Origin of the sequence: Cecembia rubra (genome assembly GCF_003014575.1) — a bacterium.
Lineage (GTDB): Bacteria > Bacteroidota > Bacteroidia > Cytophagales > Cyclobacteriaceae > Cecembia_A > Cecembia_A rubra.
The window spans coordinates 161,184-174,440 of sequence record NZ_PYGF01000001.1; the positions used below are offsets into that span (position 1 = coordinate 161,184).

Sequence of the window (13,257 nt, forward strand, 5' to 3'; positions counted from 1 at the left end):
TCCTTTTAATTTTTTTCACGGAGTTATGGGTTTTTGTTGACAAAAAATTAAACATAAATCGTATTTGTTGTTTTTTTGTTAAATTCAGCCTTTCAAAACCTTAAACCTATCATGTCAAAAAATAATTACGAAACCGAAGTAGCCAAAAGATTTACCATTTACAACAGTCTGTTTTTGGATTTACCCTTTAGTGATATCCACAGGACTGGAACCTTGTTGCCGATTTTGGCTTCCAAATGCCATGAAGGATTTCAGAATAAGAAGACACCAAAGGAAATTATTCATGGTTTTTTTGATGAATTGATGGCCAAAAATACCGAGGAAGAAAGGCATGAATTGCTATTTAAGATGGTGCAGTACGTAGAGCGGCAAGTAGTACTATTCGATTCTATAGAGGATGCGGCCTTTGACAAAATTCATGATGTCAAGGGAAAAGGAAGTCTTCAGGCATTGGTGGCAAGGGTAGACAATGACCGAAAAAGGGAAGAATTGATTAAGAAACTGAAAGATTTTTCAGTGAGGCTTACTTTGACTGCTCACCCAACGCAATTTTATCCAGGCAATGTATTAGGAATAATTACAGACCTTGAATCTGCTATAAAGGAAAATGATCTGGGTAACATCAATCTGCTTTTACAGCAATTAGGGAAAACCCCTTTTATAAATAGAGAAAAACCAACACCATTGGATGAGGCAGTAAGTTTGATCTGGTTTTTGGTCAATGTTTTTTATGTGACTATTCCTGATATTCTTACCCGCCTGCTCAATATGTTGGAATTCCCACTCCATGAATGGGAAAATACCGGTTTGTTAAAAGTTGGGTTTTGGCCAGGTGGAGATCGGGATGGAAATCCTTTTGTGACCCATGATATAACCATAAAGGTAGCCGAAAGACTTCAAAAATGGATTTTGAGATGTTATTACCGTGATGTGAGAAAAATACGTAAGAGGCTAACCTTTAAGCATGTAGAGCCGATTATGCTGAAGGTTGAAAATGGACTCTTTAATTCCTTATTTGAAAACCAAAATTATTATAAGAGCAAAGAGGAGTTATTGTTTGATCTGATGGAGGCCAGAAAAGGGCTGGTCGAGCATCACGATGGCTTATTCTTGGAACAATTGGATGAATTTATCCTGAAAGTTAAAATCTTTGGTTTTCATTTTGCCAATATGGATGTCCGTCAGGACAGTAGGAAGCATGATGGGCTTTGGAATGAGATCATTGGTATCCAGTTAGGGGAGGAGGCATTGGAAACATTTCAACAGCTTCATGAAAAAGATAAAGAAAAGTTTATTCTGGATTTTGAATCCCTTCCGGATATCAGCCTGCTGAAGGATGAATTTCATCAGGAAATGTTGAAATCTTTTGATGCTATACGTACGGTCCAGAAGAACAATGGGGAAGATGGTCTCCACCGTTACATCATTTCCAACTGTCAGTCGGCTTTGCATGTGATGGAGGTATTCCAATTGGGAAGGCTTACCTTGGGCAAAGACCATGAAGAGCTTTGTTTGGATATTGTTCCTTTATTTGAAACCATAGATGATCTTGCGGAAGCCCCAAAAATCATGGAGCTGCTTTACCAAAATCCTGCTTACAAAAAGCATTTGCTCAACAGAAAATCCAAGCAGACCATTATGTTGGGCTTTTCTGATGGGACCAAAGACGGAGGGTATATACGTGCCAATTGGTCTATTTTGCGGGCCAAAGAGGAATTGACCAAAATATCCAGACAATATGATGTAGATGTGGTCTTTTTTGACGGGAGAGGGGGACCACCTGCTAGGGGAGGGGGTAACATGCACAATTTCTATGCTTCCCATGGCCCTCAGGTAGAAAACAAGGAAATCCAGGTAACCATTCAGGGACAGACCATTTCTGCCAATTATGGAAAGCCTGTCTCCTGTAGTTACAATCTTGAACAGCTTTTGTGTGCGGGGATTGAAAATGAGCTTTATTTAAATTCAGATAAAACACTCAATGCCTATCAGAGGGCACTGATTGATGAAATGGCAGATGTGTCCTATAACTTTTACAAAGACTTCAAAAGCCATCCCCAATTTCTAAGCTATCTTGAACATGTCACGCCTCTGAAATATTTTGGTCAAGTCAATATCGGTTCGAGACCACTTAAGCGTGGTAAGGATTCCGGTTTGAAATTCGACGACCTTAGGGCCATACCTTTTGTAGGCTCCTGGGCGCAGATGAAGCAGAATATACCGGGATTTTTTGGGGTTGGAGCAGCTTTGGATGCCTTAAAAAGAGAAGGGAAGTTTGAAGCGGTCAAGCAGTTATATAATGATTCGCTCTTCTTCCGGTCCCTTCTTGGAAATTCCATGCAGTCATTGGCAAAGTCTTTTTATGAGGCTACGGCTTATCTGAAGAAAAACAAAAGGTATTCAGAGTTTTGGCAATTGATGTTTGAAGAGTATGAAAGGACCATTAGATTGTTGCTTGAAGTATCTGGAATGGAGACCTTGTTGGAAGACAATCCAACTTCCAAACAATCCATTGCTATTAGAGAGAAAATCGTATTGCCAGTGATTACTATTCAGCAATATGCCATTCAGACTATGCTGGAAAAAGGGGTGGATGATCCAGTTTTACAAAAACTCATCCTGCGCACCATGTTTGGCATTATCAATGCTGCTAGAAATGCAGCTTAATAATAGAAAAACGGCACTGAATACCCAGTGCCGTTTTTCTAATCATCCCCAAAATCAGGGGTCGGTAAATTCAAAACTTCATATACATTTTTTAAGTGATCGTAATTTTCTGCCAATACGATCAAGGTGTCGTTACCAAGGATTTTCGTAGTTCCATTTGGTGTTATGTAATTTTTATTTCTCTTGATCATTGCTATGATGGCATTCTTGGGAAAACCTAATTCAAGGATTTTTTTTCCTACGACTACATTTTCCTCAGGAATATTGATTTCCACCATTGCCGTTTTAGGATCTTCTTTGAGAAAGCTATCCAATGGTGACACAGGTTTGGCTTTTTCCGGTAAAGCCACTTTAAACCAAGTTGCCACTTTCGAAAGTGTTGTACCTTGAATAAGCACAGAGCTTACTGAAATAAAAAATACGACATTGAAAATTACAGGTGCTTTTTCTATGTCTGCAATCAAAGGATATGTTGCAAAAACTATTGGCACGGCTCCTCTAAGACCTACCCAAGAAATATACCATCTCCTTCTGTTTTTCATATTGAAAGGTAAAAGAGATAAAAATACACCTAGTGGTCTTGATACAAATATCAAAAATAAGGAAGCAGCCAGACCCAAGCCAGCTAAGGGAATAACTTCATTTGGGTTGACCAAAAGTCCTAAGGTCAAAAATAGCACAATCTGCATGAGCCATGCCGCTCCATCGTATATTTTAAGTATTGTTTTTTTATGGATAAAGTCATGGTTGCCTATATAAACTGCGCAAAGGTAGACAGCAAGGAAACCATTTCCACCTACAAGATCTGTAAAGGAAAAAGTTATAAACATTAAAGCTATCACCAAGGCAGGGTATAGGCCATCAAATCCAATGTTGATTTTATTGATGGTATGGATGCTTATCCAGCCAAAGAGTAAACCTAAAGTTGCTCCCAGGATCATTTGTAAAAAAAATGTAGAGATAAGTGAAGCAAAAGAAGTCTCTGGATTAGTGACAAGTCCAAGAAAAGCGATGGTCAAAACATAGGCCATAGGATCATTACTTCCACTTTCTAATTCCAGAACTGACCTTAATTTGTATTTTAATGCGACGCTTTTTGACCTCAAAATAGAAAATACAGCAGCAGCATCTGTTGAAGATACAATTGCCCCAAGCAGTAAAGCCTCGTATACTGTGAAATCAGAAATTTGCCAAAAGAAAAGGCCTAAGGATACTGCTGTTATCAGAACTCCAAGAGTAGAAAGCGATATGCCCTGCCAAAGTACGGGTTTGATGGACTTCCAGTTTGTATCTAGTCCACCTGAGAAAAGGATAAAATTCAATGAAACAATTCCTATAAACTGAGCTGTAGAGGGGCTGTCAAACTGAATTCCAAGACCATCACTTCCTGCCAACATTCCTAATCCCAAAAAAAGGATAAGGGTAGGGACGCCAAATTTATAAGAGGTTTTTCCTGCTAGGATACTTAAAAAAAGCAGAATAGACCCAATAAACAAAATATTTTCAGAAGTAAGGCTCATGCTATTTTTGGCTTTGTTATTTAAAATTAGTTTTTAGCGGGTTTTTTTTCCAAATCATTGACATTTTTAATACATTTTAGGTAATAAAATTCATTATTCCATTCCCTGATTTCTTATATTTAATTCTTATGCTTGTTAATTTGATTTTATGAAAAGTAACTCAGGTGAAAAACCCAAATTATGGGTTTTAGTGGATTTCTCAGATTATTCCAAAAAAGTATTACAGGTTGCAAGGCGATGGTCAGAAAATTTAGAGCTGGAAGTCCAAGTTTTTCATGAACTGGATTTTCAGGTTCCTACCTTAGCAAATCATGAGTTGAGGTTAAAAATGAAATATGGACATATTCATGAAATCAACAGGACCTGGTTAAGGATGAAGAAACTGATTTTTGGAGAAGAAGCTCGGATCGGTTTTGAAATCTTAGAAGAACCTATCATTGAATTTCTTAAGAAAAATCATCCCTCTGTTCCTGCATTCATATTAATGGGATTAAAAGGTGGGGGCTTGTTGAAACAAGTTTTTCTAGGTAGCATGGTCAATGAGGTGGTTGAAAAAATTAACCAAATCACAGTGGCAGTTCCAAAGCATTTGCATGAATTCCAGCCAAAAAAGATAGTGATAAGTGTTCATCCGAAATATGAATTGAATCTCAAGGAATTGGAGCGCTTGCTATTCTACCTACCAAATACCGTGACCTCCATTCAATGGATTAGTATTGCTATGGAAAATGATAAAGTAGAGGAACTGAATGATTATTTAGTAGCTATTTCAAAAAAAGTGGATACCAATCTGATGGTTGAAACTGCTGTTTTTTCTGGTGAAGACCTTTTTACAAAGTTGAAATCCTTTGTCTCAGGAGATAATAGTCAGATTTTGGTTGTCCAGAGGGGAAGCCGAACATTCAAAGATAAACTCTTCAGAAAATTTCTCGTCAATGAGTTGGTTTATGATGGTTCAATTCCTTTGATAATACTTCCTTTTTGACAATTGGTGATTTAGAAACATTTATTGCCTTATACTGATTCTTAAAGTATTATGAAGTAAGTTCAAATTCAGAGTAGATGAGCAATTTATTACACAAGACCAAAAAGTATTGGGAATCCGATGTTTCCTTTATTTCCTTATTGGTCATGTTACTGATCATTGTTTTTATCCTGCCTGTGATAATTGACAAGTGGGAAAATACTTTCCTTTTAAACTTCATGTTCATAGCCTTATTTTTTATAGGTACTTTTTCGGCAAGAGAAAAGGTCTTTGTAATTTCTTCTATGATCATGCTTTCGCTCCATCTCGGACTAAGAATTATCAGGTTCGCTAATAATCCCTATGAATTTTATGATCTTGAAAGAGTTGTCATTATTCTGAATCTCATTCACTTTATGATTATCAATTTACGCTTATTGTTCAGGGATGAGGAAGTCAATGCTTATAGAATAATTGGAGCGGTCAATGTATACCTTTGCATGGCATTGGTGGGAGCCTTTGGGATGGAATTGATCCAATTATATTCAGGGTCTTCCATAGAAGGAAATATTCAATTGTCGGGCGCGGATCAGGATTTTGGTGATTTTATGTATTTCAGCCTTGTTAGTTTAAGTACTGTGGGTTTTGGGGATGTTCACCCAGTAAATACTTTGGCAAAAATGTTATCTTCCTTCCTTTCTGTTGTTGGTATCCTTTACCCTGCGGTAGTTATTGCCAAACTGGTTTCTTATGCTTCAAAATATCAAAACAATTAAATTTCCGTATTTCAAAACTTTTTCAAGGCAACTTTATTTTCTCCATTTATAGAAATAGGCTTTTGGAAATTTATTATCCAAAAGCCTAAATCGATTATTTAATTAAGGGTGTATTCTACCACAATTTCCGTATTCAAAAGCCTGGAAATAGGACAGTTTTTTTCAGCATCTTTTACCAATTCCGCAAATTTATCCTCAGCGATTCCATCCACTTTTGCCTTCAAAATTAATTTGGACTGTTTTACAGTTCCTTCTTCAAAGGTGATAATACATTGGGTTTCCAGTGCCTTAGGAGGGAAATTTGCCCCACTTAGGTTAAAACTGAGTTTCATTGAAAAACAACCCGCATGGGCTGCTGCAATCAATTCTTCCGGATTGGTGCCGGTTCCTTCTTCAAATCTTGAGCTGAAAGAATATTGGGTTTTATTCAATACTCCTGTTTCTGTGGTCAAGTGTCCCTTGCCCTCTTTTCCTGAACCTTGCCATACGGCAGTAGCTTTTCTTTTCATATGTTTTTTTGTTTTTTAGTGGTCATCCCGACAATTCAGTTGGGGAAGTATTTGAAATCTTGCATGAAAATATCCCTGAGTGTGGTTTAATTCATTCCCGATTTCATAAATTCATTTGTTTTTACAATCCTGCGATCAATAAAATATCAATTTGTTGATCAATCCTAAAAATAAGATTTAAATTCAAGGAATGGAAGATTACGAAGACTTAATTATTGTTCAATTATCGGATGCCCAAATGGCACTTGCAATTGAATTGATGGAAATGGTTTTTTCATTAGAGCAAAATATTCCCTCTTCTTACCTTCCTGTGAAGTTTTTACCACAAAAAAGTTGGGGAGCTTTTCATAAACAAAAGCTAATTGCACTGGCCACAGCTTGGTGGGAAGGCAATATCTGGCATTGGGGCAGGTATGCAGTCGCACCGGACTGGAGAGGAAAGGGCATAGGTAAAAAACTAGCAGAACAGAGCATTAAAGAGCTTTTAGATGATGGGGTTAATGAAATCCATATTGATGCAAGGGATATTACAGTAAGCCTATTGTCAAAGTTGGGAGCAAAAATAATAGGAGAAACCTTCGATTTTTATGGTAATGTGACTCCGATGAGGCTAACAAACCAAGACTTTGTGAATAGATAAACAGAATGTATAAAAAGTCAAATGAAGGCCATTAAATTTGGCTAATTGAAATTTGATTCAGATGCCAACCTGTAAAAAAAGAGGCTGTTCCATAAATGGACAGCCTCTTTTTTTACCAGTTTGATTTTCTTTTAATTCAAGAATTCATCAAAAGTTAAGGACACAAAGTACATTGTACCTACAGTTGGGTTACCCCAAGCCTGACGGTATCCTGAACTGTTGAATAGGTTCTGTCCACCCAATTTGACGATTGATTTGATGCTTTTCACCTTGTAACTTACCTGGGCATCCAAAGTACTGAATGCAGGCATTACAGAAAGCTGTTGGGTATTTACAGCAGGTGATACGAAAGAAGACTGCCATACAAATTCACCTTGCCATCTCCATGCTAAAGCAAAACCGATGTTTTTGTTGTTGATGTTTCTGTTGGCAAAGGTTAGGTTGGTTCTGTAGTCAGGGGTGTTGAAAGAAGGAATAAAGCCCACTTCTGCCAATTCATCCAAATTAGCCAATTTGTTGAAGGAAACGTTACCACCAATAGTGTAGTTTTTAGGCAACTGATAATCAGCTCCTAAAGCCCATCCATAAGATTTGATTACTTCTTCCCTGTTAACAGGCATAGAATAAATATTTCTTGAATTTGCGCTCAGCAAATTCAGGCCTAAATCTGAAGCAATTCCAGAACCTGGGAACCTATCCTGCACCAATATCTGACCTCCAATAAAATTCTCAAACCTGTTGTAGTAGAAATAACCGTCTATAAGCAAACGGTTATTTGCCAATAAACTTTTGTAACCTACTTCATAAGACCTTACAATTTCCGGTTGGAATCTGGTGAATCGGTAAGGAGTTTTAAGTCCCTGATTTTGCTGTGCAGCTACTACTGGTATAGCTTGTGCTACAGCTGCCAACACAGCAGGATCATTTGGAGGTGTTCCTTGAGGGAACTGGCTATAAACTTGTTGGAATACCTGTTGTTGGAATTGAGGATTAGCAGCCAAGGTTTGGATTGCAGTTCCAAACTGGGTAACAGTAGCTAAGGAATAAGCAGGATTGTTGTTCAGATTATATCTTTCTCTAAATAGAGGAAGACCACCGATCAATCTTGCCTGAGGGGTTAATAAATCTATGTATTGATCTTGAGTAGTCGGGATGCGGAAACCTGTCTGATAGGAAGCTCTGAAATTATGCTTTCCTGCTGTGTAAACAGCCGCAACCCTTGGTGACCACTGACCGTCAAAATTTTCGTTTTTGTCATAACGTACTGAAGCAGTTACTTTCAATTTATCCGCAATGGTTTTGCTACCTTGGGCATATCCACCAAATTCTCTGATATTGAACTCATTGCCATCGTCATCAGTTGCAAATAACGTTCTTTCTGAGTTAAGAGCATATACTCTGTAGTTGGCTCCCACTACGAAATCAGCAAATTTGATGTCTTTGAAGGCATAAGATCCTTCCAAGTGGTAGAGGTTGGTTTTGTCAACAAATCTTGCTCCGACGCCCTGAGCATTACCTGGAATAGGTCTGGACCTAACATCTTCAAGAGCTTGATTGAATTGAGGAGTTCCAGGTAAAAACCTTCCTTGGTCTGCAACTCCCCTTGCTGTAGCATGTGCCTGAGCTTCATTTTAACCAAGACTTCTAGCTTGAACAAAAGCACCTACGTATTGACCGAACCATTGTTGGCTAGGTTTCCATGCCTCATTGATACCTTGACCTGCAATTCCGATTGCATAAGAGTCACCTGACCTCTCTTGGGTGGTATAAGCCCTTAAGAACCAATTGGCTCCTCTTAATTCTGCTTTATATTGTCCAATATTGAATCCAGTTATGGAATATCTGTCAGCTCCTGTGTATACTGTAGTTCCTGCACCATAGTTACCTTGGAAAATCGCTTCTACATTATCGTTTAGTCTCCAATGCAATGCAGCATTCAATTTCAATGATTTGGTTCCATAATCTGCCAAATCTCTTTCCAAATAACCTGTCCTTGAAACAAAGGTCTGTGGCACCAAAGCCAAAGCAGCTTGAGGAAGTACACCTGCACCTACCAGACTTTGAGCTACACTGAACATGTTAACATTGGTTTCGTCACCATAAATGTTCACACCGTTGAAGCCTGGGTTAGTTTCTCTTGTACCATTTTCTATTCCAAAACCATTCAACAAAGATTGGTCGCGGAAATCATTGGCCTGCCAATCGTCTGCTCTCAGATAGTTGACATTGAATTTCATGGCTACTTTGTCAGAGAAGGCAGTAGCGTATCTCGCAGCAAAATCATAGAATCCGGTGGTTGGATTGGATCTGGTATTTTGATCCATGATACCACTTTTGATTTGAGCAGAGAATCCTTGGTATTGGAATGGGTTTTTTGAATTCATCAACAAAATACCATTGATGGCATTTGGTCCATAAAGTGCAGATGCAGCACCTGGAAGCAATTCCACACTTTCCAGATCCAGTTCAGAGATACCGGCAATGTTTCCAACAGAGAAGTTCAAACCCGGAGCCTGGTTATCCATACCATCAATAAGCTGAACTGTCCTTACGTTACCATTGGCATTGAAGCCTCTAGTGTTAAAAGATTGGAAAGTGAGTGACTGGGTACTCATTTCTACCCCTTTCATGTTTTTCAGTCCGTCGTAAAAATTCGCCTGTGGAGCCTCCCGGATAGAAATGATATCCATTCTTTCCACTGTTACTGGAGATTGAAGAACACTTTCCTCCACCCTTGAGGCGGATACTACTATCTCCTGACCAAGAATGCTGGCTTCAGTTAAAGTAACCTGTAAGTTGGAGACATTGGATTCAGTGATCTCAATTTCCTTGCTGGTAAATCCGATCATAGAAAAAACCAAAGTAAAGGGAGGGGCTTGGTTGACTCTAAGGTTAAAATTACCATTGAGATCAGTGATGGTACCTACAACCCGACCTTTGACCACAATATTAACCCCTACAAGGGTTTCTTTGGTCTTGTCTTCTGTGACTTTTCCAGAAATGGAGGTCGTCTGGGCAAATGCCTCATGACTACATAAGGAAACTATGACAAGCAATAAAAAAACTACTTGCCATAAACTTTTGGTAAAATTTTGCATAAGCTATGTTGGGTTAATTGTTTTTGATTTTAATCCCTTCAGTATATTCCTGAATACCACGGAAAATTAGTTTAAAATCACAATTATTAATCAAAATGCAAAAAAAAATATTTTAACTTTTTTTAAAACTTTTCAAGAATTTTGGAAACTGCTTCATTATCAAAAGAAAATGATCGTGTATGAGAAAAAAATACACTGAAAAGATGAGCTCAATTCTTATTTTATCTTAGCTAGGATTGAAGATTTTCCAGTATTTAACCTGGATTGGAAAAAATAGATGTTGGTTTTAGATTATGTTAAAAAGACGCATTTTTTTTTCAGAATTACCCTAAAACCAACATCCAGATTGCCAAATCAAAATGTTTATTTACTCATTTTCTTATTTTCCTCATTGACATGTTTGACTAGCCTGTCACATAGATCCTTCATTTCCTCTGCCATGAATTCATCACCGGTACTATTGAGAATGGTTTGGGCCATTCCACCCAAGATGTCAATGTAAAATCTTTTCATTTCAACCACAGACATATCTTCCGTCCAAAGATCAATCCGTAAAGTGTTGTGATTCAGATTATCCCATACATTTAAACTAATGCTTTTGGTAGATTCCAGTCCCTCGGATTCCTTATCAGAAGCATCCCATTGAATGGCTTTTGGTAGATTTTTATCGTCCAGCTGGACTACAAATTTGATTTCAGAATTTTTCATTGATTTTCAGAATTTCATCACAAAACTAGTTAAAATAAATTTTTGTCCATTTTTGTTCCCCAGTTACCTTTCTTTATTTCTATTTTTAGGTCATGCATTGGACAATTTCTTTTGATATTCCGGAGGGTAAGGCCAAAATCAATCATCATTCAGGCCTTTTTTCTATTGGTTCATGTTTTTCTTCTGTGATGGGAGACAAATTGGCAGATAGAAAATTTACTGTATTGAACAACCCGTTTGGTACACTTTTCAATCCGATTTCCATCGCTCAGGTGATGGAGGATTCCCTTTTGGAAATGCCTGTCAATTCTGATTTAATTCTCGTGCGGGATGGCTTATACCTTTATTTTGGAATGCATTCTGATGTTGTGGCCTATTCTAAAGAATCATTGCTGAGGTTGATCCAAAAAAAGCAGGCCCAGGCCAAACAGGTGCTAGAATCTGCAACCCATATTTTGATCACCCTTGGTACATCTTGGGTCTATGAATTTGGTGCCCAAGGGCAAATCGTAGCCAATTGCCATAAACAGCCCTCCAGCCTCTTTGAAAAGCGGTTGCTTAATCCCGATGAAATAAAAAAAGCATTAGGAAGCTTTTTCAACTTATTTAAACAATTCAACCCTAATGCCATTGTTTTACTCACAGTAAGTCCGGTCAGGCATATAAAGGATGGCATACCTGAAAACCAGCTGAGCAAGTCCATTCTTCGGCTTGCAGCCCACAATTTATCAGAAGACTTTGATTTTGTCCACTATTTTCCAAGTTATGAAATCATGATGGATGAGCTAAGGGACTATCGGTATTACAAAGAAGACCTTATTCATCCCAACAGTCAAGCCGAAGATTATATTTGGGAAAGGTTTAAGCACACATGGATAGATCCTAAATCCTATCCTTTGATTCAGGAATTTGAAGGTATAAGAAGGGACTTGGACCATAGACCTTTTAATCCTGAAAGTCCGACCCATCAGAAGTTTTTGGATAACCTTCAAAAGAAAATTGAAAAATACAGTAGGGATTTTGATTTTTCCAAAGAAATAGATCACTTGAGAAAGCAAACTAGGTATAGGGGAAAATAGGGGATTGGAGTAGTTTAAAACTTATTATTCCAAATAATAAGCCTGCCATCATGCCGGTTAGGACCTCAATCCTAGAATGCTTTTTTAATTCTAATCTTGACCAAGTTGTGCCCATAGCCAATATCAAGACAAGAATTCCTATGCTACAGGAAATACTTAAGAATCCCATTCCTGCAAAGAATGAAATGGCTGCATGTAATGAAGCCTTGATTTTTAAGTTAACCAAAGCCAGTAGTAACAACATCATAAAAAATATGAGGGTATTGACAACCACGGTTTTTGGGAAGTTCAAAAAATAGCATGCAAACAATAAAATCAGAAAAAGCAATACCGCAAAGGGATAGAATCCTTTTCTTTGGTTTTGATCAGATACATCAAAATTGGTGTAACTACCTTTTTTAATTTTTCTCAAATTATGAATGATAATCGGGAAGGTAATTAATCCCAAAACTAAAATTGACAATAGACAAGCCTTATCTTTTGGAAGATTGGCCATTCCCATCACAAGTACATAGGTGGTTCCCAAAATCAGAGGGTGGCCGATTATGGTCAGGAACCATGCAATTTTTTGTTTCATGAATGAATACTTCCAAGGGCTTCTTCAGCGAGTTTTTGATATCCAAGGTCTGATGGATGAATCCCATCAGCTGCAAAAAATTCTTTTGGGAAATTGTCTTTAAGAGGCAAATAAACTAAAATATCATTCTCTTTTGCTAAATCTTGGATTTCCATGGTCAGCATTTTCCTATGCCAAAACAGGAAAAATCTTATTATTGCAGGAAGTGCAGGGAAAAGATGGACCGGAGGAACGGAAGGTATAATTATTTTCTTCGTTCTATAGGTCTGTGAAAGTAATTGAATAAAGCCTTTCAGTTCTCTTCGGAACTTTGAAGGTGGGGTAAATTTGAAGCAATCATTTGCTCCGATAAGTAGAATTGCTTTTTCAATAGGGAAGGGTATTTCTTGTTTGCCATGCGCCAAAAGTCTTTTAAGTTTATTGGCCTGCTGTCCATTCTTTCCCAAGTTGTAAACCGATAATTCTTTTCCCAATAACTGGTAGAGTTGATGGGCATAGGTTGATTCTTGTTTGCTTGCACCTACCCCTGCAGCTGTGGATTCTCCAATAATGAGTAAATTGGCTTGATTTTGTTTGCCTTGTAATGACAAAAACTCAGAATGAGCAGGCAATCTGCCAATTTTCTGTCTTAGTTTTTTTCCAAATAAGTAAAGTATAGGAAAAATGGGAATCAACAAAATCAATTCAAAAAAGTAAAGAATTCTGTTTACAATCATTAT

10 protein-coding genes and 1 pseudogene are annotated in these 13,257 nt (G+C 37.7%); 5 read left to right on the plus strand and 6 right to left on the minus strand.

Translation table 11 applies throughout. The features are described from left to right. Positions 1–111 precede the first annotated feature (111 nt). Positions 112–2,667: a phosphoenolpyruvate carboxylase gene (locus CLV48_RS00670; protein WP_106565322.1), complete on the plus strand. Its 2,556-nt coding sequence runs from the start codon at positions 112–114 to the stop codon at positions 2,665–2,667. 38 nt (positions 2,668–2,705) lie between these two features. Here CLV48_RS00670 and CLV48_RS00675 read toward each other — a convergent pair whose 3' ends face one another. After that, entirely contained in the window at positions 2,706–4,187 is a 1,482-nt protein-coding gene (locus CLV48_RS00675; RefSeq protein WP_106565323.1) for a potassium/proton antiporter, read from the minus strand. Positions 4,188–4,335: 148 nt separating this feature from the next. On the opposite strand from CLV48_RS00675, the gene CLV48_RS00680 reads away from it, so the two are divergent. Beyond that, complete coding sequence (locus tag CLV48_RS00680; protein WP_106565324.1) at positions 4,336–5,172, plus strand: hypothetical protein; 837 nt, start codon at positions 4,336–4,338, stop codon at positions 5,170–5,172. A gap of 77 nt (positions 5,173–5,249) precedes the next feature. Next, positions 5,250–5,927 (plus strand): potassium channel family protein, encoded by a 678-nt coding sequence (locus CLV48_RS00685; protein WP_106565325.1) that lies wholly within the window; start codon positions 5,250–5,252, stop codon positions 5,925–5,927. Between the two features lie 98 nt (positions 5,928–6,025). Here the strand turns inward: CLV48_RS00685 and CLV48_RS00690 are convergent, their stop codons facing one another. Continuing rightward, on the minus strand, positions 6,026–6,436 hold the full coding sequence (locus CLV48_RS00690) for an OsmC family protein (protein ID WP_106565326.1): 411 nt from the start codon (positions 6,434–6,436) through the stop codon (positions 6,026–6,028). Between the two features lie 190 nt (positions 6,437–6,626). Between CLV48_RS00690 and CLV48_RS00695 the strand changes: the two genes are divergently transcribed. After that, positions 6,627–7,076: a GNAT family N-acetyltransferase gene (locus tag CLV48_RS00695; RefSeq protein ID WP_106565327.1), complete on the plus strand. Its 450-nt coding sequence runs from the start codon at positions 6,627–6,629 to the stop codon at positions 7,074–7,076. Positions 7,077–7,207: 131 nt separating this feature from the next. Here the strand turns inward: CLV48_RS00695 and CLV48_RS00700 are convergent. Both CLV48_RS00700 and gldC read right to left on the minus strand, forming a co-directional pair. Next, positions 7,208–10,174 (minus strand): annotated as a pseudogene (locus CLV48_RS00700) (TonB-dependent receptor). 363 nt (positions 10,175–10,537) lie between these two features. After that, positions 10,538–10,882 carry a gliding motility protein GldC gene (gene gldC / locus CLV48_RS00705; RefSeq protein ID WP_106565328.1) on the minus strand — a complete coding sequence of 115 codons (345 nt, stop codon included), beginning with the start codon at positions 10,880–10,882 and terminating at the stop codon, positions 10,538–10,540. Positions 10,883–10,974: 92 nt separating this feature from the next. Between gldC and CLV48_RS00710 the strand changes: the two genes are divergently transcribed. Then, positions 10,975–11,961 (plus strand): GSCFA domain-containing protein, encoded by a 987-nt coding sequence (locus CLV48_RS00710; RefSeq protein WP_106565329.1) that lies wholly within the window; start codon positions 10,975–10,977, stop codon positions 11,959–11,961. Here CLV48_RS00710 and CLV48_RS00715 read toward each other — a convergent pair. After that, on the minus strand, positions 11,942–12,538 hold the full coding sequence (locus tag CLV48_RS00715) for a phosphatase PAP2 family protein (RefSeq protein WP_106565330.1): 597 nt from the start codon (positions 12,536–12,538) through the stop codon (positions 11,942–11,944). The two genes, CLV48_RS00710 and CLV48_RS00715, sit on opposite strands and share 20 nt — an antisense overlap. Further along, on the minus strand, positions 12,535–13,254 hold the full coding sequence (locus CLV48_RS00720; RefSeq protein WP_106565331.1) for an SGNH/GDSL hydrolase family protein: 720 nt from the start codon (positions 13,252–13,254) through the stop codon (positions 12,535–12,537). Before CLV48_RS00720 ends, CLV48_RS00715 begins: the two co-directional genes overlap by 4 nt. Positions 13,255–13,257: the final 3 nt, after the last annotated feature.

Bases quoted from the DNA above. Each gene is read 5' to 3' on its own strand.
- CLV48_RS00685 (WP_106565325.1), top strand. From the start codon at position 5,250: ATGAGCAATTTATTACACAAGACCAAAAAGTATTGGGAATCCGATGTT.
- CLV48_RS00695 (WP_106565327.1), top strand. From the start codon at position 6,627: ATGGAAGATTACGAAGACTTAATTATTGTTCAATTATCGGATGCCCAA.
- CLV48_RS00680 (WP_106565324.1), top strand. From the start codon at position 4,336: ATGAAAAGTAACTCAGGTGAAAAACCCAAATTATGGGTTTTAGTGGAT.
- CLV48_RS00690 (WP_106565326.1), bottom strand. From the start codon at position 6,436: ATGAAAAGAAAAGCTACTGCCGTATGGCAAGGTTCAGGAAAAGAGGGC.
- CLV48_RS00675 (WP_106565323.1), bottom strand. From the start codon at position 4,187: ATGAGCCTTACTTCTGAAAATATTTTGTTTATTGGGTCTATTCTGCTT.
- CLV48_RS00720 (WP_106565331.1), bottom strand. From the start codon at position 13,254: ATGATTGTAAACAGAATTCTTTACTTTTTTGAATTGATTTTGTTGATT.
- CLV48_RS00710 (WP_106565329.1), top strand. From the start codon at position 10,975: ATGCATTGGACAATTTCTTTTGATATTCCGGAGGGTAAGGCCAAAATC.
- gldC (WP_106565328.1), bottom strand. From the start codon at position 10,882: ATGAAAAATTCTGAAATCAAATTTGTAGTCCAGCTGGACGATAAAAAT.
- CLV48_RS00715 (WP_106565330.1), bottom strand. From the start codon at position 12,538: ATGAAACAAAAAATTGCATGGTTCCTGACCATAATCGGCCACCCTCTG.
- CLV48_RS00670 (WP_106565322.1), top strand. From the start codon at position 112: ATGTCAAAAAATAATTACGAAACCGAAGTAGCCAAAAGATTTACCATT.